This is a genomic window from Lysinibacillus sp. FSL R5-0849 (assembly GCF_038595075.1).
In the GTDB taxonomy this organism is placed as follows: domain Bacteria; phylum Bacillota; class Bacilli; order Bacillales_A; family Planococcaceae; genus Lysinibacillus; species Lysinibacillus fusiformis.
This window is the reverse complement of sequence record NZ_CP152004.1, coordinates 368,484-395,413: the sequence shown is the minus strand read 5'-3', so window position 1 is coordinate 395,413 and position 26,930 is coordinate 368,484. Positions and strand designations below refer to the sequence as shown.

Below are 26,930 nucleotides of genomic sequence, written 5' to 3'. Positions count from 1 at the left end.
ACCTACCATTTCACAATCATAGCAGACTTATGAGACGTCTCTTTTATTACTACACCACGTTTGGCCATTTCTTCAATATACGTATCGCCAGGGACCACTGATTCAGGCGGGAAAACACCGTGCTCTTTAATAACACCCGCACCTATCATCTGAGCTACAACCGAAATAGTATTAGCTGTAGCACGGGCCATCGCTGTTTCATTGATAGTCATATCCTTACGCACAACCATTTCATATTCATATGTCAATTGCTGTTGCGCTTTTTCACCAGCAACAATGACACGTAATAGAACCGCATCTGGTTTTGTTCCCAGCTCCAGTTTCTTTTTAAGCGCCTCACGAACTACAGAACGAACAGGCACCTCTTGATTATCAACCTCTACCTTATTCGCTGAATCAAGGAAGCCTAAATCTGCTAATAGCTTAAACTTCTCTGCATGCCCCTTATAACGAATTGTTTTATACTCTAATGTGCGGACATTTGGGAATGTTTTATACAATGTAGAGATGCCTCCAGATGTATAAAATGCCTCAAGCACACCGAAATCATCAAAATAAATAGGTTCAACACCTGAAAGGGAAGGAACTTCTTGTAATTTGCCCTTTTGAATCGTTTTTGAAGGCTCAGTATAATGATCAAAAACACCATCTAAAGAAAATACGCGTGTATAATGAAGCGGAGGCTTTGGTTCAGTTGGAATGCCACCAACAAATAGTTTAATAGACTCAACATCATCTAATTTAGAGGCACCATAGCCCGCTAGAATATTGATCATACCTGGAGCAACACCTAAGTCAGGGATAATTGTGACACCTTTTGCTTTTGCTTCCTCATGCAGATCTAATATATTTTCGGTAACACCACCTATATGGCCACCTAAATCTACAGAATGTACACCCGCTTCAATAGCTGCTCTCGCAACGCGCTCGTTGAAGGAATAAAATAATGCATTGATCACAACATCACCTTTTGAGATGACCTTCATTAACGAATCATCTTGCTCTGCATGAAGCTCTACAACTTCAACCCTATCTGTATTTAAAGTATCCACAAAGTCCTGTGCCACTTTTACATCGATATCACCTAAAAATACACGATCGACTTTATCATTTTTTATTAAATCACGAGCTACCTCTTTACCCATTAAACCTGCACCTAATACAACAACTTTCATCAAGAACATCCCCTTTCGTTGATCTGTTACTCTGTATCGATTTGTGCTCTTTGTAATTTACCGCTGTAGTCTACGTAAATGCTCTTCCACTCCGTATATACATCTAGGGCTGCAACACCTGAATCTCGATGTCCATTGCCAGTTCCTTTTGTACCGCCAAATGGTAAATGGATTTCAGCACCTGTTGTGCCGGCATTTATATAAACAATACCCGTGTCTAAATCACGCTGTGCGCGGAAAATAGTATTAACATTTTGTGAGAAAATTGAGCTTGATAAGCCAAATTTCACGCCATTATTTACTTCAATTGCTTCCTCTAAGCTTGCTACCTCAATTAGAGAAACGACAGGACCAAAAATCTCTTCTTGGGCAATAATCATGTCAGGCTTCACGTTCGTAAACAATGTAGGCTCGTAATAAAACCCATTGTCATATGGTGGCTCATTTAAAATTCTACCACCAGCTAGTAACGTGGCACCTTCCTGCTTGCCTATTTGTACATAGTGATTAATTTTTTCCAATGCAGCTTTATTAATCACCGGCCCAATTTTAACTCCTTCGTCTAGACCATTCCCGATTGTGAGTTTTTGCATTTCATCTAAGAGACGATTTTCTAATTGCTCTTTAACATCTTTATGCACAATTACTCGGCTACATGCTGTACATCTTTGACCAGCGGTACCAAAGGCACTCCAAAGTATACCCTCTGTAGCCAGTTGAAGATCTGCGTCATCCATAACAATGACAGCATTTTTTCCACCCATCTCTAAGGAAATCTTTTTCAAATGTTTACCGCCAAGCTCCGCTACTTTACTGCCTGTTGTCGTCGACCCAGTAAAGGAAATGACCTTTACATCAGGGTGTTCAATGAGCGCAGTCCCTACAGTCGGTCCTGTACCAAACACAATATTTGCTACTCCATCAGGTAAACCAACTTCTTCAAAAATTTTACCCATTTCACAAGCCATCATAGGTGTCTCATTTGATGGTTTCCAAATGAATGTATTACCCGCCACAATAGCAGGGAAAGATTTCCACGTGGCGATCGCAACAGGGAAGTTCCACGGCGTAATAAGCGCTACGACTCCAATTGGTGCCCTTACACTCATTGCAAACTTATTGGCCAATTCAGACGGAGTTGTTTCACCAAACAACCTACGACCCTCTCCTGCCATATAATAGGCCATATCAATTCCTTCTTGCACTTCTCCTCTTGCTTCTTCAATTACCTTACCCATCTCTTTTGTTAAAACGGTCGCCAAATATTCCTTTTTTTCTTTCATTTTTTGACCGATGGCATATAAAAATTCTGCACGCTTTGGCGCAGGCACAAGTGCCCAGCTCTTTTGTGCTTGTTTGGCTGCTACTACAGCCTCATCTACCTCATTAGAAGTAGATAGTGGTATGGTAGCAAGTTGCTCACCATTTGCAGGGTTCGTCACTGCTATACTTTGTAAATGTGAATGTGTGCTCCATTTACCACCAATATAGTTTTTAATCTCCACTACATACACCCCCTGAAATACTCTATGATGCCTCAGCTATTGTAACCAGTTGTATTCCTCAGGTACAAAATCTATGAATCTTAATAGAATAAAATACTTCAATATTCCGAATTTTCAAGATGTGATATACCCTGTCATACTATGATTATCAGTGACAATTGCCAGAGGCTTTATTTTCACTTAACTGCTTCCCCTCTATTAGAGAATACTCCAAAAGGAGGAATCGCTTAAGGTTATGTATATTCATAACACCCTTAGTTATATGAAAATAAATAATACACATTCTAGTTTTTTATATTCGCCATTTTCTATTTAATTCCCTTTTTTTCTAAATTATTTAATTTCTTATTGAAACCAAAGTGTTTTATAATCGTATAGAATATCAATAAATTTACTTTTGGAGGAATCCCTTATGAATAATCATGAAATTGACTACAAGTTATTTGGTGACGACATGCAATATGTGCAAGTTGAGCTTGATCCACAAGAAACAGTTGTGGCGGAAGCAGGCGCTTTAATGATGATGGATGACTCCATCCATATGGAAACTATTTTTGGCGATGGTTCAAAAGGCGGCTCACAAAGTGGTCTAATGGGCAAATTATTAGGTGCTGGTAAACGTTTAGTAACAGGTGAAAGCTTATTCATGACGACATTCACAAATGTTGGCTCAGGTAAGAAGCATGTTTATTTCGCTTCCCCGTACCCAGGTAAGATTATTCCGATGGATTTAAGTCAATTAAACGGGAAAATTATTTGTCAAAAAGATGCGTTCTTAGCTGCAGCTAAAGGTGTTTCTGTGGGCGTAGAATTCCAGAAAAAAATCGGTGTAGGCTTCTTCGGTGGTGAAGGCTTCATTATGCAAAAGCTTGAAGGCGATGGTATGGCATTTGTACATGCAGGAGGAGCCATTCATGAAAAAACATTACAGCCTGGGGAAGTTTTACGTGTAGATACAGGATGTTTAGTTGCGATGACTTCAAATGTAGATTACGATATTGAACTTGTTGGAGGCGTAAAAACTGCATTGTTTGGCGGTGAAGGGATTTTCTTCGCTACATTACGTGGACCAGGAACTGTCTGGGTGCAATCATTACCATTCAGCCGTTTAGCAAGTCGTGTCTTTGCAGCGGCACCAATTTCACAAGGCGGTGGCGGCCAGTCAAAAGGTGAAGGCGGTATTGGTGGTATATTCGATTTATTCAATAGATAAAATAAAAGGAGCATATCTATCAGTGATATGCTCCTTTTTTTAATCAATTCGATTTGAAATAGCCTTGCCCTGTCCATAAGCAGCCAATGCTTTCACATTTAACATGAGCATAGCTGTTCTCGTTTCTAAGGACGCACTACCGATATGCGGCAGTGCCACTACATTCGGGAGTGTCAACAATGGATGATCCATAGCAACAGGCTCTTGTTCAAAGACATCCAGCCCTGCTGCCCATAACTTGCCACTTTTCAGGACATCGTATAGAGCTGCCTCATCAATAATTCCACCGCGAGAAGCATTTATTAAGACAGCATCCTCTTTCATTAACGCTAATTCATGTGCACCAATGAGACCCTCAGTATCACTATTATAAGGTGTCATAATTACAACAAAATCAGATTGTTGTAAGAGGTCCTCTAATGATACATAGCGAAAGCCATACATCTCTTCCGCCTCATGTCGACGTCTTCGGTTATTATATAAAATTTTCATATCAAAACCTTTTGCTCGTCTAGCAACAGCCTGACCAATTCGGCCCATCCCTATTATTCCAATCGTCGCCCCTGATACGTCTTTACCAACCAGCTGCATCGGGTACCAGCTTTTCCATTTTCCCTCTCGTAAATATCTCTCACTTTCCGGAATTCTACGAGCCGTTGCAAGCAGTAAGCCAAATACTAAATCAGCCGTTGTATTCGTTAAGACACCAGGCGTATTTGTCGCCATAATACCTCTTTTTCGTAAAGCCTTCACATCAATATTGTTAAAACCAACTGCTAAATTTGTTACTAGCTTTAGGTTTGGTGCTTGCGAAAGTAATTCCTCATCCACTTGATCTGCAATTGTTACCCACAACACTTCACAATCAGCGACAGATGCAAGTAGTTTATCGCGAGGGATGACAATCTCCTCCTCTTCCCACTGAGAAACTTCATAAAACTCTTTTAATGGCTCAACAATATGTGCAGGAAACTTACGTGTAATAAATAATTTCTTTTTCATGTTCCAAACACCTCTCTACTCATTTCCCTAATTCGCCTATAGCGTAACACTTAAGGGAAGCATTTTCTAGAGGTTTCTAGTTTGCAACCTTCTATAATAATCGCTAATTTCCCTTTTCATCAGCCTAAAGACTTTGTTTATCCGTGAAATCAATCATTTTATCCACTTTGTAAGCATAAAAAAACTATGCATAAGCTGTATGCATAGTTACATCTCATTTAAAATTCTCTGATGGTCGTATTCAAACGATTGGCAACTCTCTCTAATTCATCAGAGGATTCACCTATCGTCTCAATAATATTTGCTAAATCTGATATTTGCTTCCCTACGTTTTGGAAATTTGAAATGGAATCCTCTACGGAGGTAGATATTGCATCAAATGCCTTTAAGGACTCGGCATTCTGTTTGATACTATTATTTACGAGCTCTTGTATATCCTGTATAGCTTGAACTACTTGTGTGGTAATTCCATTAGACATCTGAATTAAATCAGCAATCTGCTCAACTGAACTTTTCGTCTGATCCGCAAGCTTACGTACTTCATTGGCAACAACCGCAAAACCTTTGCCATGCTCCCCAGCACGCGCCGCCTCAATTGCCGAGTTTAATGCCAATAAGTTTGTTTGACCCGAAATACTTTTAACCATTTCAACCACTGCATTGATTTTTGAAGAGGATTCATCCAACTGCTCCACCATATTTGCCATTTCAAATGTCTTATGATGAATTTTCCCTGTTTGTTCATTAATAGAAACAATTTTGGCATAGCCTTCACTTGAAACCTTTTGCATCGATTCTGCCTCATGAATGCTATCCTTCAATGAATCGTTCACCTTTTGGGCACTATTAACAAGCTCTGTCACTGTATCCGATGTATTTTGTGATTGAGCCTCTATGTGAGTAGAAATCCCACCAATTACATCCTTGACATGCTCTCGAACGTTATTGCGCTGTTCCTCAATCAATGTATTTGCATAGTTATCGTATTCCTCTAAAACAATTTGCTGTTCAAAATTACATATTTTACTGATGGCATCGCAAAATTTTTCTTCCTCCCCCTTAGACAAACGAAGTTCAAAAATTATCTTACGTAAAGATTTTTCAAGAATTTGAAAGGCTGCTAAATACCACTTCGGATATAAGTTAATTTTCACATGCATTTTTGCCACACGTCTACGCTTTTCAAGGAAAGCTTCATCTATTCTCCCCTCAAACATTTCAATAATATGATGGCGTAATGTTTGACGTAGGCGCTCACTGGAACTATGCCTTTGAATAACCTCACGTAATGCTGGCACACTTTCAATTGCATGATAAAATGCCGCAACAACCTCCACAACGTTTCTTTCCACATATGGCTTTAAACTATTAATTAATTGAAGATCATATACGCTTAATTCCACAAGATTCAATTGCAATAAACGATCAGGATTTTTAATAAAAATGCCTATATTAGCTTCATTACTTATTTCAATTGTATTTTTCTTAGATCTACTTACAATTTGAAACATTTTATCCACCTCATATTATAATCATATACCGAGCTAAGTCTATTATCCTACATGCTATTAAAAAACAACAAATAAGTAGATACTTTATGTATCAATTATAATCTCAAACCTACCAAATGAACAATATATGGGTAAATGTTGTCTGTATTTATTAAATACAATAACACATTTACTCTAAAACAAATACTATATACCTAATTTTATTCATTTTATTTGAAAGATGGATTGAAAAAGCAATAAATTTAAGGCAAAAAAGCCACCGCTTCTTGTGAAAGAAGAGTGACTTTTTGTTTACATGAAAATAATTACGCAAAGAACTGCTGCTAAAACTAAACGATAAATTGCGAAAGGCATTAATTTCACTTTTGAAATAAGTGCTAAGAAAAACTTGATTGATAGTAACGCAAAGATAAATGAACTAATAAATCCGACAGCGTAGAATCCGAAATAATCCATTGATAATGTGTCCCAGTTTTTCAAAACAGATACTAAACTAGCTCCTGCCATGATAGGTACCGCCATAATGAATGTAAAATCGGCTGCCACACGGTGACTCATACCGAATAATACCCCACCAGAAATAGTCGCACCTGATCGTGAAAATCCTGGCCATAAAGATAAACATTGAACTAGCCCAACCTTAAAGGCTAAACCATATGAAATCTTATCTAAAGAATCTACTTTTGGTTTTCTTGGTGCCAATTTATCGGCTGCAATCATTAGGATAGCCCCTGCTACTAGTGCATAAACAACGTGCTCTACTTTAAATAGATGATCGTCAATAAAATCCTTAAATGCAAACCCTAAGACAACTGCTGGTAGCATACCGACAATAACATGCAATAAGTTAAAACGTCTATTAATGGACTGAGACTGACCATCAATTTTGTATAAGCCAACTAGGCTTAACATACGCTTCCACATCACCACGATAACAGCTAAAATGGAGCCCAATTGAACGACAATTTTAAATGTATTGGCAGGATATTTACCTAAAAACTCCTCTGTTTTTAACCACATATCGTCAACAATAATCATATGGCCAGTTGAAGATACTGGGGCAAATTCTGTCATACCTTCAACAAAGCCTAAAATCAGTGCTTTTAATAACTCTATAATTTCCACCTTGTCACCTTACCTTTATTAATCAAATACTCACTTATTATAAATTACTCCATTTTCATATACTACTGCTATTTCACCTATAAGTCACCCACAGCTGTAGCCATTAACGAAATTTCATATCCACTATCCAAAGTTCTGACCTACTACCGATTCTCATTGGCGGACCCCAGAAGCCATAGCCTGATGAAACAAGTGTATGCATTTGATCTTTCAACTTATAACCATAATCCAGTTCAAACACTCGAGCGGTAATATACTGATTTGGCCACAGTTGACCTTTATGCGTATGACCTGACATGTGTAAGTCCACCCCCAGTTTCGAAGGAGTTAACAAATCGTCAGGCGTATGATTCATTACGAGCCATGGTAAGCTTTCGGAAGACTTTAACTCTGCTAGTGACTTTCTATCTTTATTCGTCCTGTCCTCTTGCCCTGTTAATATAAACGCATCATCTATACGAATTGTTTCATCAAGTAGTATATTTACATTGGCATTTTTCATTTCTTTTATAAATTCAGGAATCTTTTTACCATAATATTCGTGATTCCCCAATATACCATAAGTTCCATATGTAGATGTTAACTGTTTCATGACATCTGCCATTTCCCCTTGAACAAACCATTTTGGATCATCATCGACAATATCTCCAGCTAGCAACACAATATCCGGCTGTGCTTCATTCGATAAGTCAACAAAACGTTGTAAATGCCTTTTATGCGATAAAACACCTAAATGAAAATCAGATGCCACAACAGCTCTCAATGACTTCAGTTCACTATCCTTCTTATCAACAGTTATTTCTAAATGACGAACGACTGGAGAATAGGCTAAATAAGAGCCGATAATACTTAGCATAAATAATACAGCAATTGCTATACTACCAATTATTTGTACATTTTTAAAGGGTGTTAGCCAAATAATCAATTGTGCTGCTAAACATAGCAATAAACCGTATTCAAAAATAAACATCCAGTAATTACCAATAACTGAAAAGAATCGTAAGGACTCATGCAATCTTCCAATAATAATACTGAAAGCGACAAGATACAGTACTAACCAAAATAAGATTGGGTAACGGAACCATCCCATAGCCCCTAGCCACTGCTTTACTCCCCACCCCAAATAGAAAGTCAACGCACTATAAATACTAATTAAAAGTATACCTCCAATTACTTTTGGCATATCTTCGTCCTCTACTTTCCTATATATTTAGTTGATTATATCATTTATATGTAACAGTCATATGGGATGAAGTACTTGAATAATCTTCTAAAGAAAATAGGAACTAAATGCTTTAACCCTACATTGTAAGCATAGCTCATTATTTCGTATCATTCTTTTGTTTTACATGACATTTCACTGGACATAAATTACAATTTCGTCATTTTAGTATAAAAAGCTACTATTATTTTCACAAATATTCCAGTAACATAATAGATGATAGAGAAGATTTACGTATTTACGAGCAAAAAGGGGTGCTAGTTCAAATGACACGTTATAAATTTGAAACAACAGAGCATGAGTTATTTCGTAAAACCTTTCGTAAGTTTTTAGCAGAAGAAGCCGAGCCACATTATGCGCAATGGGAAAAAGATCATCTTATCCCGCTTACATTTTGGCGAAGACTTGGTGATATGGGCTATCTTTGCCCTCAAGTAGAAGAGCAATATGGTGGACTAGGTCTTGATTTTAGTTTTGGTGTTATTATTCAAGAAGAGCTTGAGCGTATAGGCTCAAGTCTTATTGGGATCGGCCTGCATAATGATATTGTCGTACCTTATATTGAATCCTTCGGTACACATGAACAAAAATTACGGTGGCTGACAAAATGTATTTCAGGCGACTATATTACAGCGATCGCCATGACTGAGCCAGGTACAGGTTCAGACTTAGCAAATATTCAAACAACAGCTATTCGTGATGGAGACCATTATATTGTAAATGGCCAAAAGACCTTTATTACAAACGGAATTCATACCAACTTAGCGGTTGTCGCCGTGAAAACAAATCCATCCGCTGAAAAAAAACACCAAGGTATTAGTCTACTTGTTATTGAAGAAGGTACACCAGGCTTTACAAAAGGGAGGAAGCTGGAAAAGGTCGGTATGCATGCTCAAGATACAGCTGAGCTATTTTTTGAAGATTGCCGAGTGCCAGTACAAAACCTACTTGGTGAAGAAGGTAAGGGCTTTGTTTATATGATGGAAAAACTTCAACAAGAGCGGTTAGCTGTGGCAATTGCAGCACAAACAGCAACTGAGGATATGCTTGCCTTAACACTAAACTATGTAAAATCACGCCAAGCATTTGGCAAGTCCATTGGAGACTTTCAAAATACACAATTTAAAATAGCTGAAATGGCTACTAAAATGGAGATCGGTAAATCATTTCTGGAATCATTGATTGAAGAGCATCTCGCAGGAAAAGATGTGGTAACGAAAGTATCCATGGCAAAATACTGGATAACTGAAAATGCCCGTGAGATAGCCACGCAATGCATGCAGCTTCATGGTGGCTATGGCTATATGGAGGAATATAAGATTGCACGAAGGTACAGAGACATTCCTGTTATGTCCATCTATGCAGGCACGAATGAAGTCATGAAAGTAATTATCGCGAAGAACTTAGGCTTATAATGAAAAAAAGATGGTGGCAATCCTCTGCCACCACCTTTTCCTCATACTGCTGAAATTCGAACTGTCACTTTAAATAAATCGCCATCCACATCAATTGTCATGCGAGCTCCATGCAAATCTACAATAGATTGCGCAATGGCTAATCCAAGTCCAGATCCCTCTGTATGACGTGAAGCATCTGCACGTTTGAAACGTTCAAATAGTTCATCAGCGTCTTCATTAATTTCATACTTCGCAACATTTTTTACCGTTAATTCAGCATCACCATCTGCTGTTCGTTTTAACGTCACATAGACGCGGGTACCCTCTAACGCATATTTCAATACATTAACAATTAAATTATCTATGAGTCTCCACCATTTTTGACCATCTACATAGGCATAAATAGGCTCATGAGGCATCGTCATTCGTAAATCTAAACGCGACTGTAATAAATCTTCCTTATGCTCCCCTACCGCCTGCTGAATAAGTTGTGTCAAATCTACACGACTTCGTTGAAGCTCAATATTACCACTTGCCATTTTCGATACTTCAAAGAGATCTTCAATCAATACTTTTAAACGTTCTGATTTTTTATCGAGAATATGAATGTATTGTTGACGTTCTTCCTCTGTAAGATTAGATTTTTTCAAAAGATCCGTATACGTAATAATCGAAGTTAACGGAGTTCGTAAATCATGACTCACATTGGTAATAAGCTCTGTTTTTAAACGTTCACTTTTAGCCTGCTCATGCATAGATGTTCGAACGCCTTCTCGTAAATGATTAAGATTTTCAGCATGACTAGCGAGTGGGGACTTCCCTTTCACTTTCACGTCACGATTCAGTCGCCCATTGGCCATATCTTTTGTATCCTTCATAATACGGTTTAAGTAACCCATTCTTGATAAGAAAACAATCAAGGTTGGAAACCCTACAAACATACACACACCTAGAACAAGAACTGGGAAAGCTCCTCCTCTTAACATAGAAGCGACAAGGCTACCTCCTCCAAAGAAGGCTGCCCCTAACATGAACAGTGCGTGCATCGCTATAGAGCGATTAATAAATAAATCCGTAATTGAATCCCCGAGTGACCATAAATAACTGGATTTCACATTTTGCTCTAACTTTTTCAACGTATCTATTCTTGTATAAAGCCAAATTAATTGAATAAAGAAAGCAATTCCTATGATAATTAACACACCTAATTTAAAGGCGAAATCTAGTATAGAGCGTACATAATTATATTGGAAATTGTAATCGTAAGTGTATTCAATCGACTCAAAAACAATTTGAGATGAAATAAGATACATAAACCCTGTGATCAACACTAAAACAACTTGAAAATCGAATTTCACCTTATTTAAAACGTCTTTTTCCTTCATTCCTTTAACAGTTTGCAGTACATCCTTACGACCTCTCCAAGCAAAAATTGCCGTTATTATGCTAGTGAGCCATATAAAGAAGTAGGTATATTGATTACGGTGAAAACGATTATAATCCTGCATAACACCTAATGATTGAACTGCTTTTTTAGAGATGGTTAAGACACCTATATATTCAGTTGTTTCATAAAGATTATCGACATCCACATAAGTTTCTGTACGGTAAAAAATATCCCTTACATTATTACTAATATTCCCCACATACAATGGATTTCGCTCAGAATACTTTATTTTATAGGCACTACTTTCTGAAACATCACCTGCACGGTATGTTTCTCCTGTTTCCGTATTCGTCAACTCATAAGACCAGTAATCATAAGACTTTTTAAAGCTTTTAGCTTCACTCTGTGCTGCTTTTATATATTTATCGATGAGTGCTTCTTCCCCAGCAAGAATCTTCTTTCTTACATGTTCATCGTTTTCGAAATTTGCCGTAATGTCTTTAATTTTATTATCTCGTTCAGTCTCTAACTTTATTTGTAATTCTCCCGCATTGGCATCCATTGCTTCCTGAATTCGCTGTTCGTATTGTTGTTTAATATTATCGATTTGCTGTCCTAATGTACCATAATAATTTCGATGATCTTCTATTTGAGACTGCGTAATCTCTATTTTCCCTTTTAAGTCTTCAGCCTTCGGTAAATTTATTACTAACGGCCCGAGTTCTGAAGTAAAATTATCGATTTCATGTTGGAAATTTTCTGATTCGAAATAGGACTTACCAATATACTGATAGCCTACATGCCAAAAAGTAAAGATGCCGAAAATAGTCCAAATGAGACTCATTAACACCAGTAGGGATTTCCATTTTTTTATCATACCACTAACACTCCTCTAAAAAATTCTTTCTAGTAACTGTAAAACCTCTGAGGAGCGAGAATCGACGATTTGATAAGCATAAACGCCAAAATAAATAAGTCCAACAACACCTGCAATGAATCCTGCAATAGTCATATACTTCTCTATTTTATTTTTCCATTTTATAGCCAACGCCCCATACCACCTTTAGATAGCGTGGGTTTTTTGGGTCCGCTTCAATTTTTTCACGAATTTTTCGAATGTGCACAGCTACAATATTTTCAGCATTGTAGGCTTCCTCATTCCAAACTCGTTCATAAATTTCACGAATCGAAAAAACACGCCCTGCATTTTTCATTAATAATTCCGTAATTTTATATTCTATTGGAGTTAGTCGAACTGGTTCTCCTTCTAAAATGATTTCTTTAGCATCTTCATCAAGAGTAAGCCCGTCAATTTCTACTTTTGTTGCACCTTCACTATACGTTCCTAGTTGTACATAGCGTCTAAGCTGTGATTTCACTCGTGCTAATAGCTCTAATGGATGGAATGGCTTTGTTACATAATCATCCGCGCCTACCGATAATCCATGAATTTTATCTCCATCTTCTGCCTTTGCACTAAGCATAATAATAGGGATATTGCGCTCTGCTCTAATTTTAAATGTCGCAGTAATCCCATCCATATTTGGCATCATTATATCTAAAATAATTAAATGTACTTCATTATTTTCTAGCTTGTCTATTGCATCTAAGCCATCTGCTGCTTTTATAACATTATAGCCTTCATTTTTTAAATAAATTTCAATACCATCACGAATATCTTGATCGTCGTCTGTAACAAGAACTGTTAGTTTCGTCATGATAGACACCTCGCTCTCAAATATAAGTGTACCTTTCAAATCTTAAAATCCAGCTAGTAAAAAAATGAAGAATTTCTTAAGGTTTTAGCTTATTATGAAGCCTTTCTTGCCTCCCACCTATCGTCAACACAACAATGCTGCCTAATAGCATTGCTACACCTAGCCAGGACACGCCACTTAACTGTTCTCCGACTAGAAAAACGCCAAGTATTGCGGCTGTCAATGGCTCAGCTAAGGATAGAGTTACAGCTGTTGATGAATTTATTTTTTGCAAACCGTTTAAGAACAGTAAATAAGCTACGCTAGTACACATAATTCCCATAAATAGTATCGTCCATAAATTTTGCATATTTTCTAACCAAGCAAAACCATTAGACAGTGAAAACGGTAGTAAAAATAAAGTACAGAGCGAAAACGTCATAGCAACTGCTGGTAAAGCATCTTCCTGCACCATTAATTTCTTACTAATATTTGTATAAAAGGCAAAAGATAACCCTGCACAGAGCGCTAAACCAAAGCCACCCATTTGTACAGCTTCTTCCCCATTATTGATAAACAATAAAAGACAGCCCATGATCGCTATCAATGTAGCTAGCCCCCAAATAATAGATGGTCGGTTTCTCCATATAATCCATTCAATAATGCCTGAAAATACCGGTGCACTTCCAATGGTCGCAACAGTTCCAATTGCTACACCTGTTAGACGTATTGATGAAAAGAAAAGACCTTGAAAAAGAGCAATACTAGCCGCAGCTAAAATCATCCATTTCCACGACCAATGTAGAAAATTAATTTTTCGCCAAAAAATTGTAATAGCTAAGAGGATTCCACCACCAATGGCAGAACGAATAATGGCGACTGCAATCGGAGATACATTATTATCTAAAAACGTTTGGGCAGTTCCTGTCATCCCCCATAAAATAGCTGCTAACCATACAAATAACAGATTTAACATGTAGACCCCCTCCGCCTTCTTCCTTCCAATACTAATCATACATATTTATCCAAAATCAAACAATTATCATTTTTACTTTTTCTTTCATCCACTCCAGTATGCATTCGGTTAAATGGACGTTATAATGAATACAGTTAAAGGAGCGAGTTGTATGTACAAAACAATTGAAGAGACAGCAATTGAACTAGGTATGCCTGAAGAACAAATAATACGCCTAGTCTATGAGGGACGCATCCGTTCCGTTTTCGATGGAAATATGATACTCATAAATAGTGGACAATTTAGTACGTATTTTAATCAATTGGAACGTATTAAAGAGGAAATTGAAATATGGAGATCTACCCCGATACCAGAGGATATTGACGTAAAAGACGAGGATTAAAAAGCCCACCATTCAATCAATAGATCATTGTTGAATGGCGGGTTACCTTTATAAAATAATAATGATTAAATCGTTACAACAAATCCTGCCCTTTTCCCGATGATTTCAGCATAATCTTCTACCATCACACTTGCTGTTGGGTACATTCCAGCACCAGGACCTACTAAGGTTAAAGTACCAATATAATTTGTTTCTAATGCAACTGCATTGAACACATCATCGACTGGATAAAGTGGATGTTCTTTATCAACCAGTTGTGGTCCAACCTTTGCTACAATTTTCCCATTAGCTAGTTTTTCCACCTCAGCTACATGACGGTAACGTAAACCCTTTTCACATGCCTCATGGACCTGCGAAGCTGAAATACTATCTATGCCGATAACTTCTACATCCGCCCAATCAGGTTGCTCTCCAAATGCTAGGGCGCTTAAAATCATTAACTTTTTAAAGGCATCCTGACCAGAAACATCATTATACGGATCTGCCTCAGCGTAGCCTAAACTTTGCGCTTCTTTTAAAGCTGTATCAAATGACCAGCCCTCTGCTCGCATTTTAGTTAAAATATAATTACAAGTACCATTTAAAACACCTTGTATACGACTAACATCATTAACAAGTAATATATTTTTCATCGTTTTAATAACAGGTACTCCTCCAGCAGTAGTCGCCTCAAAGCCTACAAAGACACCATTTGCTTTTGCAAGTTCTTGTAACTCTAACCCACGCTTTGCAAACATGACTTTGTTGGCAGTAATAACATGACATTTATTCTCTACCGCTCTCTTTAAATAGCTATATGCAGGCTCTTCATTCACAATGGCTTCAAATATTACTTGCATGCCTGGTTCAGCCAATACATCATCCATGCTTGTAGTCATCAAATGTGCTGTGCCTGGTACACGTTCGCGGCTAGCATCTGTTACTAAAATTTTCGCTACTTCCAACTCAATGCCTAATTTATTTTTAAGATCTTCCCGCTTTTCATTTAATATATGATAGATCCCTTGACCTACCGTTCCAAATCCTAAAATCGCTGCCTTTATAGTTGCCATTCTTATTATTCCCTCCAACTTACATTCCGCAGTTTCATCAAGCCAAACTCTCCGTGGGGTTGTGCCAAATCATTTGACACCAACCGCAGGCCTTAGCCAACCCTTAATTTTGGATAAATTTTGATATTCAGTACATGTTAGATCATATACAAATTCAAATAATTCGAAATTTAACTTAAAGAAAATTGTAACGCATATATATACTTTACACAAGAAAAATCTTTCTAGGAAGGACATTTGTTTTCCCTAGACGTGCAAAAGAAATCGGTTTCATTCCTTTTACTATACGTTTTTTTAGTTTATCCATAAAATTCGAACAAATATTGACTCTTTACTCTCAAATAATGATGTCTTTCTTCTATTATATATGTATGTTCAGACACCCATAAACCAGCTAAATAATTAAACTACTATAAAAAAGGCTCATTCCCTGTAGCAGCAGAGAATGAGCCTAAATATATGAGGGATTATTTAGCTCGCTTTTGAAAGCAATTGAAAACGATATTGTGTTAAAGCTTGTTGAACAATACTAATTTCTTCTTCTGTAAAATTTGGTATTGCATACGTACGTTCTACTAATTGAAATGTACCGTATTTCAAATAAAATTCTGTTGCTGGAAGCTGGATGTGGCTCACACCATACTTCTCATATGTCTCATAAATTTCCTTAATCGTATAGCCAATATCATCTGCGCAAACCTGTTCCTGATATGCTGAATGACCAAAAATTTGCTGCCATTTATGTTCCACTAATGTAAGGATGTGTTGAATGGATTGATTGTTAACAAATACATGCCCTTCATTTAGTTCATAAATTAGATAAGATGCAATGTTTTGCGCACTATAGAGATTACCCATTTTAAACACTCCTTTATCATCAGTTTTTTTGAAGAGTAGCCACTGGCTATGTAACTACTCTCCTATCTATTCAAAAGTGGGGGGAGCACTTATGAAAACATTTACCTTTTCAACGAGGTTTTTCCGAACACTTAACTTAATTCCAAGTATATAACAAGGTTTTAACAAAGTCAATAATACATATAAAATTACTTGGTATTATTTTTTAAAAGGTTCTGATAATTACCGGATGAGGTAATTGGTTAATGTAGCAACGTTTGACGTATACCAAATGAGGCTATTCGAATGAGAAAATACGTAAACGCTACAACACTCGCCTGTCATTCTATATTACGCTTCTACTGTTTGTTCAGTTGTTGCTGTTGCCTGAGTAATAGCCTGCTCTAAATCTGCAATGATGTCCTCCACTGCCTCTAAACCGATTGATAAGCGAATGAGCGATTCGGTTACGCCAGCTTGAATTAGTTCATCTGCTGATAATTGTTGGTGTGTAGTAGATGCTGGATGGATAATTAGCGACTTAGCATCCCCTACATTTGCCACATGTGAAAACAGCTTTACATGATCAATAAGCTTTCGTCCTGCTTCACGTCCACCTTTAATGCCAAATGTAAGCACTGAGCCGAAGCCATTTTTTAAATACTTTTTCGCCAACTCATGTGTTGGAAAATCTTCCAGGCCATTATAATTTACATACTCCACAGATGGGTGGTTACGTAAATATTCAGCCACAGCTAAAGCATTTTCATTGTGTTTAGGGATACGCAAATGAAGCGTCTCTAAACCTTGTAATAGATTGAAAGCTGCATCTGCACTTAACGTTGGTCCAAAATCACGTAACAGCTGTACACGCAGCTTTGTAGCAAATGCTGCAGAAGCTGTATCTATTCCATAGCGTAAACCATGGTAAGAAGCATCCGGCTCTGTAAAGCCTGGGAATCGCCCACTAGTCCAATCAAACTTACCAGCGTCTACAACAACACCGCCTAGAGTTGTCCCATGGCCACCTATCCATTTAGTTGCTGAGTGAACTACCACATCTGCACCGTAGTCAATTGGTGTAGAACCATAAGGAGAAGCAAATGTACTATCGATAATTAATGGTAAGCTGTTGTCATGTGCAATCTTAGCTACAGCTTCAATATCTAAAACCTTTAAGCTTGGATTACCGTAAACTTCTGCGAAGACAGCTTTTGTTTTATCAGTAATGGCAGCCTTAAAATTCTCTGGGTTTGTTTCATCTACAAAAATCGTTTTAATACCATAGTTTGGTAATGTATTAGCGAATAAATTATACGTACCACCATATAAAGAACTGGCTGCTACAATTTCATCTCCTGCTCCAGCTAGATTTAAAATAGAAAATGCAATAGCTGCTGCACCAGATGAAAGTGCTACTGCTGCCGTCCCACCTTCTAATAAAGCCACACGCTTTTCAAAAACATCCACTGTCGGATTCGTAATTCGCGTGTAAATGTTTCCCGCTTCCTCTAAGGCAAAAAGACGTTGCGCATGAGCAGTGTCTTTAAAAACGAAAGCAGTTGAACGGTAAACAGGAACTGTTCTAGAACCCGTCACTGGGTCTGGTTCTTGACCGCCATGTAACAGCAGTGTTTCTGGTTTAAAATTTGTCATTGTGTACCTCCATTTGGTTATTTTTTTACGATGGTACCGGAGATGAGGAGGATTTTTCTGTAGAAAACAAAAACCCTCTTCAGCTAAGAAGAGGGTTGCGGTTGCAAGTTTTCCTCCCCTTATCTGCCAGATCCAAGTAAGAATCTGTAGGAATTAGCACCTTAGTAAGTTCATCACCTACTGGTTGCCGGGCATCATAGGGCCTATCCCTCCGCCGCTCTTGATAAGAGTATGAGATTCAATTTCCATCGTTGTTACAAAGTATAAGCATAGAGTTTTTTTCTGTCAACATCTAAATTTTATTTTTTCCGAAACTTCTGTCTGCTCTTTTACGTAGTAAGAACGCATACACTATTTTAAAAAAAATTTGAAAGGAGTATTTTTATGGTAAAAGCCGTGATCTGTTTTCTAGTTGTTGGCTATTTGATTGGCTGTATTCACGGCTCTAAAGTGGCACAATTTTTATCCGGGGTTGATTTAAAAAAAGCTGGCCATGGCAATGCTGGTGCCTCTAATGCTACGCTTTCACTCGGCTGGAAATATGGCGTTTTAGTAGCTCTTATCGATATTGGCAAAGGCGTCGTAGCCATCGTCGGTGCACATTTTTATTTAACAGATGCAACACATTTAACAGCAGAACAAACATGGCTCCTCACCTATTTGATAGCTGCAGGGGTTATTTTGGGGCATAATTTCCCTTTTTATATGGGCTTCAATGGTGGAAAAGGGACTGCCTCTATCATTGGAATTTTACTTGCGGTTGATTGGAAGATTGGTTTATTTGCACTTATTCTATTTATTATTTTATCTTTTGCAACGAACTATTTAATTGTTGGGGTATTAGAGTTTTACCTCATTTTTTGTACCGCTACTTATTTATGGATTCCTGGGCTTGGCCCGACCATTATTGCCATTCTACTTTTTGCTATTGCTATTATTTTGCACATTGAAAATATTCAACGTTTAATCAATGGAACCGAACCTAAAGTTACTTCTGCCTTCAAGAAAAAGAAATAATATTTTTTAGGAGATATTTGTATTTTTTATGACCATAAATTATCTCTTTAATTACTATTAAAGCTGTAAAACAGACATATTTCGCTTCTTTTCATTCTATACAACAAATGGACGAATTCTTATCTTAAAAAAACATTATACTGACCGATGTTATGGATAATAACCGTCATTTTTACGTAGACGTAGAAGGGATGAGAAAATATGTCTTCACCTAAACAAACAACAACGAAGCGTAATTTAAAGCCTTTATGGATTGGGTTGGCTTTTGCTTTATTAATTATCATTATTTTTTTACCTAATAACGGTGAGCTACCTGTATCCGGACAGCGCGCTTTAGCCATTTTAGCTTTCGCGGTTATCCTGTGGGTAACAGAGGCCGTTTCATATCCTGTTAGCTCTGCAATGATTATCGCACTCGTCACTGTTTTACTAGGACTTGCACCATCCATGGATGATCCAACAACACAACTAGGTACTGCTAGCGCCTTAAAACTATCATTAAGTGGTTTTAGTAACTCTGCCGTGGCCCTAGTAGCAGCGGCTCTTTTTCTAGCAGCAGCCATGCAAATTACCAATTTGCATAAACGACTTGCTCTTTGGATTCTTTCACTTGTAGGAACAAAAACAAAAGCCATAGTTTTCGGTGCAATATTAGTTTCAATTGCCCTTGCATTTTTTGTTCCTTCAGCTACTGCACGTGCTGGCGCAGTAGTCCCTATTCTTCTTGGAATGGTCGCAGCATTCGGTTTACCACGTGATAGTCGACTTGCTGCTTTACTCGTTATTACTTCTGTACAAGCCGTCTCCATTTGGAATATCGGTATTAAAACTGCGGCAGCGCAAAATATGGTTGCTTTGAATTTCATCCAAGAGCAATTTAATGTGAATATTTCATGGGGTGCTTGGTTACTTTATGCTGCCCCATTCTCGATTATTATGTCAGTAGCCTTATTTTTCATTATGATTACGCTTATTAAGCCTGAGACGAGCAATATTGATGGTGGTAAAGAAGTCATCAAGAAACAATTGGCTGAGCTTGGGCCGTTAAAAGCACCTGAGATTCGGTTGATCGTTACATCATTAGTTTTACTATTTTTCTGGGCAACGGAAGGCAAGCTCCATCCATTTGATACAACAACGGTTACAATTATCGCCATTGCTGTACTACTAATGCCTAAAATCGGCGTTTATTCATGGAAGGAAGTTGAACCTCATATCCCTTGGGGAACAATCATTGTCTTTGCAGTAGGTATTATGCTCGGAACTATTTTGCTGAATACAAAAGGTGCATCATGGTTATCAGATAAAGTTTTTGGTTCACTCGGTCTAGATACTATGCCAATTCTTGCTACGATTGCTATCGTAACATTATTTAATATTCTTATTCATTTAGGTTTTGCTAGTGCAACAAGCTTAGCCTCTGCACTTATACCAGTGTTTATCGTGTTAGCTTCCACATTAACAGCTAATGTTGATCAGGTTGGTTTTGTTATTGTACAACAATTTGTTATTAGCTTTGGTTTCCTATTACCAATTAGTGCACCACAAAATATGCTTGCCTATGGTACAGGAGCGTTTACAACAAAGGATTTCCTGAAATCAGGTATCCCACTAACGATTCTCGGCTTCCTCCTAATTTTGCTGTTCTCTGCAACTTATTGGAAATGGATTGGCCTACTTTAAACTCTAATCGTCTTAGATAAACTTATACAACAAAAGGCCTTGAGGGAGCAGCTGTCCTTCAAGGCCTTTTTATTAGAATTCTATTTTGATAAAGCTGGGTCTTTCATTGTCCCACTTTTTGCGTAATTGACATGCCATGACAGCGCTTTTTCAAGATCATGTGGCGTATGATGTCCACCAGTTGCCTCATTAGCGTCGTTAAAATATTGCCATAGCTGCTCACGATAGTCAGGGTGAGCACAATGATCAATAATTAGACCTACACGTTCTCTCGGAGCAAGCCCGCGTAAATCAGCCACTCCCTGCTCTGTTACGATAACATCAACATCATGCTCTGTATGATCCACATGCGATACCATTGGGACAATGCTCGAAATATTCCCACCCTTAGCATAGGATTTAGTCACAAAAATACCTAAACGCGCATTGCGGGCGAAGTCACCCGATCCCCCGATACCATTCATCATTTTAGTGCCAGAAACATGTGTAGAATTAACATTTCCGTAAATATCAACTTCTAATGCCGTATTTACTGAAATCAAACCGAGTCGACGAATAATTTCTGGTTGGTTAGAAATTTCTTGTGGACGCAGTACTAATTTATCCGCATACTTGTCAAAATTCCCATAAACACGGTTTCCTACTTGTTCAGAGAGGGTAATGGAAGTAGCAGAAGCAAAATTCACTTTTCCTGCATCGATTAATTCAAATACTGCATCTTGAAGTACTTCTGAGAATACTTCTAGGTTCTCAAACTCAGAATCTTTAAAACCAAGTAACACTGCGTTCGCCACTGATCCAACCCCAGATTGAATTGGACGCAAGCTTGTTGTTAAACGTCCAACTTTAATCTCTTCTCGTAGGAAGTTTAACAGATGATTAGCCATAATATCCGTTTCCTCATCAGCAGGAACGATCGTTGATGGCGCATCTAAAATATCAGAAACTACGATACCTTTTACTTTATCTAAATCTAACGGAATACCAATTGTACCGAGACGATCAGACACATTTTGCAAAGGGATTGGGTCCCGTTTCCCCTGTTGTGCAGGAACGAAAATATCATGAACACCTTCTAATGCATCAAGTTGTGCTATGTTTAATTCAATGATGATTTGATCTGCCTCTTGCACAAAAATCGGAGAGTTACCAACTGAAGTTGTAGGAATTAATAAGCCATCTTCTGTAATAGCAGCCGCTTCAATAATTGCAAAATCAATAGGTCCTATAATGCCTTGGCGAACCAACTCCGCATTATGAGATAAATGTGCATCTACAAATGTGATATCACCACTATTAATTTTATTGCGAATACCAGCATCTGCCTGGAAAGGTCCTCGCTTGCGAATAACGCCAGCCTCCGCTAGGTATTGGTCTACCTCAGGGCCTAGAGATGCTCCTGTATATATATCTACCTGGAAGCTCTCTTTTTTAGCTTTCTCTACAAGAGCAAGAGGTACAACTTTTACATCTCCAGCACGAGTGAAACCACTCATCCCTAATACCATGCCATCCTTAATCCAAGATGCTGCTTCTTCTGCTGTTACAACCTTGCCTCGTAATTGCTCATGACGAAGCTTTTTCGCTAACTTTTCTTCCATTCCTTATTCCTCCATCCCACTTTATTTTTGTTCAACTAGTATTTGGTTCCATTATCTCTGTCATCAAAATTACCTCTGCTTCAAACAAATAGGCAGGAGGCTTTATCCTTAATTAAAAGAGCTAACCCCACTCCTCTTCTGCATAAGAATAATCTAATTTTTGGTAGCACAACCAAATAAAAAGCCGATTATATAATTTTATACTATTTAGAATATTTAATCTATATCAAATGAAATATTTAACTTTCCGAGATAATTTCTACATTTCCAAACTATTTAAATATAATTATCTACCCCTCTTTAATCGATTTTGATTGGAAAGCGTGCTATGCTCTTGATATATAAGTGACAAAGGAGAGTAGACAAATGGTTAAAGAATTATTACGAAACCATTCTTCAGTAAGAATCTATGATGGAAACCCGATTTCAAAAGAAATTATTGAAGAATTAATCGCAACAGCCCAAATGGCTGCCACGTCACATTTTGTGCAAGCCTATAGTGTTATATGGGTAACAGATGCAGACAAAAAAGAGAAATTAGGATTACTCTCTGGGAATCCCCGTCAGTATGAAACTTCTGGTGGAGCCTTTGTTTTTTGCGTTGATTTCAAACGCCTACAAATGGCAGGTAAGTTAGAGGGAGTAGATATCGTGGCAGATTCAGCCGAAAATGTCCTTGTTGGAGTTGCTGATGTATCATTGTTTGCACAAAACTTTGTTATTGCAGCAGAATCAATGGGATATGGCATTTGCTATATTGGAGGAGTGCGCAATAACCCTTCAGAAATAAGCGATTTATTTAATTTACCTGATCACGTTTTCCCGTTGTTCGGTCTAACAATTGGTGTACCTGTTCGTCGTAATGAGGTAAAACCACGTTTGCCTGTGTCTGCCGTATTACATGAAAATGAATACAATGCCGAGAAGTATGATGAACTTTTACCAGCATATAATGAGACAATGGAAGCCTATTATAATAGTCGATCATCTAACAGAAAAATCGATAATTGGACAAAGCAAATGGCTGATTTTTTAATTGAGCAACGTCGTCCTCATATAAAAGATTTTTTAGCTACGAAAGGATTTAACTGGAAATAAACAACTTTTTTCTAAAATGGGGTTACTATCGAATGATAATAACCCCATTTTTTTCATAATATCGATACTAATTTGTATAAACTCTAGTCATTATGTCTCGATATATCTATTAAGTACAATAATAAATTAAACGTAAAGACTCTTCCATTTTCAAACAATTCCATTCATATTAATAAATGATTACTTATTTACGAAGGGAGTTATACAAGCAATGTCCTATATCAATAAACATCTTGCTCGTACCTTAGAACAACAACATAAGAGAAGTGTAAGAGGTTTATTTTTAAAAATTGAAGAACTAAATGCTGCTTGCACTCAACTAAGAAAACGACTTGAGCCTGAAACAGATATAGCCGTTTATAAATATGCGATAGATTATGTCAATCAATTTGTTGCCCATACCTCTATCCTCAATTTAAAATTTATTACTAATACTCAAAATTTAGAAGTGTTAGTATTACACGCTCTTCTACTATCCTTTATTTTAGAAAATGAGGACAACCAGTCTTTTGCCTACGAGGAAAAATTGCTAAAAGGATACTTACAAGACACTTTCACATTAAATGATCATGCAAAAACACTCTTTATAAACCATAGAGAAAAAATGCTCAGCTTTATTGAAAACGAAGGAACATAAAAAAGACGCTCTTGATATAACGAACAAGATCGTCTTTTACTTTTTTATTGTAAGCCTTTAATAATTAAAGAACGGACTGGCAGGAATTGCTCCCCTGTGTCACCATATTTGATAATAACCTCGTCACCTTCTTGTAAATAAATAGCTAAAGGTTCTGTTTCGGCACTTACTAAGTAATTTTCACCATTGCTTAATAAGAAAGAAATCGTCGTAAAATCACCAAGTCGTTCCTTGTAAACTCGGACAACTTTTCCGCTAGCCTGTTTCTCTTCTGCATTTGAACTACCATCTACCGTATTTCCTCCACGACTTAAAGCAGTTTTATACAGCTTCAGTGCTTCTCTTGGAGTGGTAGCGTAAACAGAAATTTCAGGATTGGCTGCTGAAACAATGAAATAGTTTTGTAAAAATCCATTTGAATCAAGCACCGCTGTCAGCCAGCTAGCTTCTCCATAAAAATTATATAATACAGGCATTTCACCAGCCCATTTTTTCTCAATAAATTTCTTTTCGATAATTTGCAAATTCCCCTGTGAGTCCATATAGCTTGAATCTAGATTACCTGTGTAATAGGTTGCTTCGCCTGTTCTTGCATTCGTTAAGGAATAACCTAACATGGAATCTACGCCTTCTTTAGGACTTGTAAAATCGGTAAAGTAATACATATCGCCTTTTTCATCAAAAATAGGACTGACATTCGATTCTGTACCTTCGTCCGAAGGAATTTTCACATCTTTCTTACCAAACATACTGTTCCAAAAACCATGAACATAATTACCGAAATAACTGTTCTGTAAGCTTACAGTCTCAGGTGAAACTGCACCATCAATAAATTCAGGTATAGCATCAAGCTTAACTACTTCTGACTTCCCTGTAAGTGCATCGACCAAGACAATACCTTTTACATCAAAGCCATTACGCCCAGAAATAAATTCACCATATGAGCGAATGTAATAAGGCTTCCCTTCATCATCTACTTCAAGTTGTACATCTCCGTAGAATATAAGGAATGGATGTTGTAAACGAATATGACGTTCTAAATTGGTATTTAAATAGGCTGAAGGAACATATTTCATTTCCTCTTTTACAAATTTAGGATTATCTGCTGAATCTGTAGCACTCATAATAAAGTAACCAGGTGTCGTATCACCATTCATCCATTTAAAGAATCCCGAAAATTCAACTGGTGCGATATAAACATATTCACCTTTTACTTTTTGAATTTGTAAACGACCTAATTCATAATAGCTTGTATTCGGTACTTGCCCGAATGCCTTTTTCATTTTATTACGAGCAAATTTTGGTGGAACACTTGCAGGTGTCTGTGTCTCATCAAACGGCTTTAGCTCCACTTCTTCCTTCATTTCTGAAGACTTAAATTTCTCATTCGCATTCCATAATGGTGCTGATAGAACATAGACTGCAACACCTAGGCTCGCTAAAAATAAAACACCTTTTATTTTTCGTTCAATGCCACTTGCAAGCATTGCACCAATTAACGTTAATAAAATAATAGCTGGCCAGAAAACAAGCCAATTGACGTCAATTTTTGTTACATACAAAGTGATTCCTGTTGCTAAAAACCCTAGCACAAAGACACCAATAAAAAAGTATCCTATCACCTTTCTAGATTTTCCATCTTCTCGCTTCTTAGTAATAAGCGGTGTTACTAACACACTCGCGATTAATGCAATGACTGCAGAAGCTATTAGTAGCTTAGTCATTTGGTTCATCCTCTCTTAAAGCTTTCTGTCTTCTTATTTACGGTTACATACTAAAAAAGTTTCATACATAAGGTATATTAAATTACATGTAGGCGTCTTTATGTCCAGGTATTTTTAAAGTCTATAACATCTGATGGTGATTTTCGCCATCAAAATGTTGGACCACCGGAATATCCAAAGGACGTATTGTTTTGCATATCCTTTATTTCAATATCGTTTAGATTCACTCTCCCTGTCGACTCGTTACTTAAAGAGGTGAGTCCCCGCTCTTCACTATCAGATAAAAAATGTTGGCTGCATAGATAAATAAAGGAATTCTATCATAAAGAAAGAATTTCATAATAGAAAAGGAGCTGAAAATAGTGTTTAAAAAAATATTAATTGCTTTCATTATTTTATTTGGGTTGTATTACATTTTTCTTTTTTCTCATATTCCAGAAAGCTTACAACTAATCTTTAAGGTCATCCCGATGTTGTTGATGATTATTTTAGCGGCCATTCAGAAACCCGTACATAAAAAAAAATATCAACTATTGATTATTATAGGTCTAGTATTTTGTATGATTGGCGACTATACATTGCAATGGTTTTTAATTGGGCTAACTAGTTTTCTAATCGGCCATATCTTTTATATTTTTGCCTTCTCATCTGCAAACGAGGAACCAGTACCAATATGGGCAAAAATAATCTTATTACTGTACGGAGCAGGAATGGCCATTTGGATTGCAGGATCCGTTTTCAAAACTGGTGAAACGATTTTAGCTATTGCAGTGATCGCCTATATTGCAGTCATTTTAACGATGGGATGGACAGCAATTAAAACTGGCTCTAAATTCGCAACAATAGGTGCTTTGTTATTTATCGCCTCAGATTCCTATTTATCTATTAATAAATTTGTAATGCCATTAGCTTTTTCACATGAAGTCATTATGCTGACTTATTATAGTGCCCAATTACTCATAGCTTTAAGTATTCTTCAATATTCCGAAATCCGAAGTAAAGTGTTACAATAATTACACATACACATTAGGGG

At 37.3% G+C, this 26,930-nt stretch carries 23 protein-coding genes and 1 riboswitch; of the genes, 8 read left to right on the top strand and 15 right to left on the bottom strand.

Annotated elements, in window-relative coordinates; all coding sequences use genetic code 11:
* Positions 1-2: 2 nt before the first annotated feature.
* Positions 3-1,175: a saccharopine dehydrogenase C-terminal domain-containing protein gene (locus tag MKY80_RS01930; RefSeq protein WP_089985952.1), complete on the bottom strand. Its 1,173-nt coding sequence runs from the start codon at positions 1,173-1,175 to the stop codon at positions 3-5.
* Positions 1,176-1,201: 26 nt separating this feature from the next.
* Complete coding sequence (locus MKY80_RS01925) at positions 1,202-2,680, bottom strand: aldehyde dehydrogenase family protein (RefSeq protein ID WP_043990092.1); 1,479 nt, start codon at positions 2,678-2,680, stop codon at positions 1,202-1,204.
* 412 nt (positions 2,681-3,092) lie between these two features.
* Here MKY80_RS01925 and MKY80_RS01920 point away from each other — a divergent pair, with 412 nt between their 5' ends.
* Positions 3,093-3,893, top strand: coding sequence for a TIGR00266 family protein (locus MKY80_RS01920; RefSeq protein WP_008176191.1), 801 nt, complete (start codon positions 3,093-3,095; stop codon positions 3,891-3,893).
* Between the two features lie 39 nt (positions 3,894-3,932).
* Here MKY80_RS01920 and MKY80_RS01915 read toward each other — a convergent pair whose 3' ends face one another.
* From MKY80_RS01915 to MKY80_RS01900, 4 genes are all read right to left on the bottom strand, one after another.
* Positions 3,933-4,895, bottom strand: a complete 963-nt coding sequence (locus MKY80_RS01915) for a D-glycerate dehydrogenase (protein WP_239354086.1) — start codon at positions 4,893-4,895, stop codon at positions 3,933-3,935.
* Between the two features lie 218 nt (positions 4,896-5,113).
* Positions 5,114-6,406, bottom strand: coding sequence for a globin-coupled sensor protein (locus MKY80_RS01910; RefSeq protein WP_008176197.1), 1,293 nt, complete (start codon positions 6,404-6,406; stop codon positions 5,114-5,116).
* Positions 6,407-6,697: 291 nt separating this feature from the next.
* Entirely contained in the window at positions 6,698-7,531 is an 834-nt protein-coding gene (locus MKY80_RS01905; protein ID WP_012292617.1) for an undecaprenyl-diphosphate phosphatase, read from the bottom strand.
* Positions 7,532-7,634: 103 nt separating this feature from the next.
* Positions 7,635-8,714 (bottom strand): metallophosphoesterase, encoded by a 1,080-nt coding sequence (locus MKY80_RS01900; RefSeq protein WP_089985950.1) that lies wholly within the window; start codon positions 8,712-8,714, stop codon positions 7,635-7,637.
* A 305-nt stretch (positions 8,715-9,019) separates the two neighbouring features.
* On the opposite strand from MKY80_RS01900, the gene MKY80_RS01895 reads away from it, so the two are divergent.
* Positions 9,020-10,168 carry an acyl-CoA dehydrogenase family protein gene (locus MKY80_RS01895; RefSeq protein ID WP_342531721.1) on the top strand — a complete coding sequence of 383 codons (1,149 nt, stop codon included), beginning with the start codon at positions 9,020-9,022 and terminating at the stop codon, positions 10,166-10,168.
* A 41-nt stretch (positions 10,169-10,209) separates the two neighbouring features.
* On the opposite strand, the gene MKY80_RS01890 is transcribed toward MKY80_RS01895, so the two are convergent.
* The 4 genes from MKY80_RS01890 to MKY80_RS01875 form a co-directional block, all read right to left on the bottom strand.
* Positions 10,210-12,414, bottom strand: a complete 2,205-nt coding sequence (locus MKY80_RS01890) for an MFS domain-containing histidine kinase (RefSeq protein WP_089985948.1) — start codon at positions 12,412-12,414, stop codon at positions 10,210-10,212.
* Positions 12,415-12,429: 15 nt separating this feature from the next.
* On the bottom strand, positions 12,430-12,585 hold the full coding sequence (locus MKY80_RS01885) for a hypothetical protein (protein ID WP_008176206.1): 156 nt from the start codon (positions 12,583-12,585) through the stop codon (positions 12,430-12,432).
* Entirely contained in the window at positions 12,563-13,255 is a 693-nt protein-coding gene (locus tag MKY80_RS01880) for a response regulator transcription factor (protein ID WP_008176208.1), read from the bottom strand. The genes MKY80_RS01885 and MKY80_RS01880 overlap by 23 nt, the downstream gene beginning before the upstream one ends.
* A gap of 76 nt (positions 13,256-13,331) precedes the next feature.
* Positions 13,332-14,210 (bottom strand): EamA family transporter, encoded by an 879-nt coding sequence (locus tag MKY80_RS01875; protein WP_342531716.1) that lies wholly within the window; start codon positions 14,208-14,210, stop codon positions 13,332-13,334.
* Positions 14,211-14,361: 151 nt separating this feature from the next.
* On the opposite strand from MKY80_RS01875, the gene MKY80_RS01870 reads away from it, so the two are divergent.
* On the top strand, positions 14,362-14,592 hold the full coding sequence (locus tag MKY80_RS01870; RefSeq protein ID WP_036122699.1) for an excisionase: 231 nt from the start codon (positions 14,362-14,364) through the stop codon (positions 14,590-14,592).
* Between the two features lie 65 nt (positions 14,593-14,657).
* Here the strand turns inward: MKY80_RS01870 and MKY80_RS01865 are convergent, their stop codons facing one another.
* The 3 genes from MKY80_RS01865 to MKY80_RS01855 all read right to left on the bottom strand — a co-directional run bounded on the left by MKY80_RS01865 (position 14,658) and on the right by MKY80_RS01855 (position 18,137).
* Complete coding sequence (locus MKY80_RS01865; RefSeq protein ID WP_090002430.1) at positions 14,658-15,644, bottom strand: homoserine dehydrogenase; 987 nt, start codon at positions 15,642-15,644, stop codon at positions 14,658-14,660.
* A 471-nt stretch (positions 15,645-16,115) separates the two neighbouring features.
* On the bottom strand, positions 16,116-16,502 hold the full coding sequence (locus MKY80_RS01860; protein ID WP_342531713.1) for a hypothetical protein: 387 nt from the start codon (positions 16,500-16,502) through the stop codon (positions 16,116-16,118).
* Between the two features lie 330 nt (positions 16,503-16,832).
* Complete coding sequence (locus MKY80_RS01855; protein WP_089985945.1) at positions 16,833-18,137, bottom strand: O-acetylhomoserine aminocarboxypropyltransferase/cysteine synthase family protein; 1,305 nt, start codon at positions 18,135-18,137, stop codon at positions 16,833-16,835.
* Between the two features lie 116 nt (positions 18,138-18,253).
* Positions 18,254-18,367, bottom strand: a riboswitch (SAM riboswitch).
* A gap of 154 nt (positions 18,368-18,521) precedes the next feature.
* Here MKY80_RS01855 and MKY80_RS01850 point away from each other — a divergent pair.
* Both MKY80_RS01850 and MKY80_RS01845 read left to right on the top strand, forming a co-directional pair.
* On the top strand, positions 18,522-19,154 hold the full coding sequence (locus tag MKY80_RS01850; protein ID WP_342531710.1) for a glycerol-3-phosphate acyltransferase: 633 nt from the start codon (positions 18,522-18,524) through the stop codon (positions 19,152-19,154).
* Between the two features lie 201 nt (positions 19,155-19,355).
* Entirely contained in the window at positions 19,356-20,837 is a 1,482-nt protein-coding gene (locus tag MKY80_RS01845) for a DASS family sodium-coupled anion symporter (protein ID WP_342531708.1), read from the top strand.
* A gap of 80 nt (positions 20,838-20,917) precedes the next feature.
* Here the strand turns inward: MKY80_RS01845 and MKY80_RS01840 are convergent, their stop codons facing one another.
* On the bottom strand, positions 20,918-22,438 hold the full coding sequence (locus MKY80_RS01840; RefSeq protein ID WP_008176221.1) for a succinate CoA transferase: 1,521 nt from the start codon (positions 22,436-22,438) through the stop codon (positions 20,918-20,920).
* 366 nt (positions 22,439-22,804) lie between these two features.
* Here MKY80_RS01840 and chrR point away from each other — a divergent pair, with 366 nt between their 5' ends.
* Together chrR and MKY80_RS01830 are read left to right on the top strand one after the other, a co-directional pair.
* Positions 22,805-23,536 (top strand): class II chromate reductase ChrR, encoded by a 732-nt coding sequence (gene chrR / locus MKY80_RS01835; protein WP_008176223.1) that lies wholly within the window; start codon positions 22,805-22,807, stop codon positions 23,534-23,536.
* Between the two features lie 211 nt (positions 23,537-23,747).
* Complete coding sequence (locus tag MKY80_RS01830; protein WP_008176226.1) at positions 23,748-24,173, top strand: hypothetical protein; 426 nt, start codon at positions 23,748-23,750, stop codon at positions 24,171-24,173.
* A gap of 44 nt (positions 24,174-24,217) precedes the next feature.
* Here the strand turns inward: MKY80_RS01830 and MKY80_RS01825 are convergent, their stop codons facing one another.
* Complete coding sequence (locus MKY80_RS01825; protein ID WP_043990097.1) at positions 24,218-25,897, bottom strand: tripartite tricarboxylate transporter TctB family protein; 1,680 nt, start codon at positions 25,895-25,897, stop codon at positions 24,218-24,220.
* A 362-nt stretch (positions 25,898-26,259) separates the two neighbouring features.
* On the opposite strand from MKY80_RS01825, the gene MKY80_RS01820 reads away from it, so the two are divergent.
* The gene (locus MKY80_RS01820) at positions 26,260-26,910 is read left to right on the top strand and encodes a lysoplasmalogenase (protein WP_089985943.1); all 651 of its coding nucleotides are present in this window, start codon (positions 26,260-26,262) and stop codon (positions 26,908-26,910) included.
* Positions 26,911-26,930: the final 20 nt, after the last annotated feature.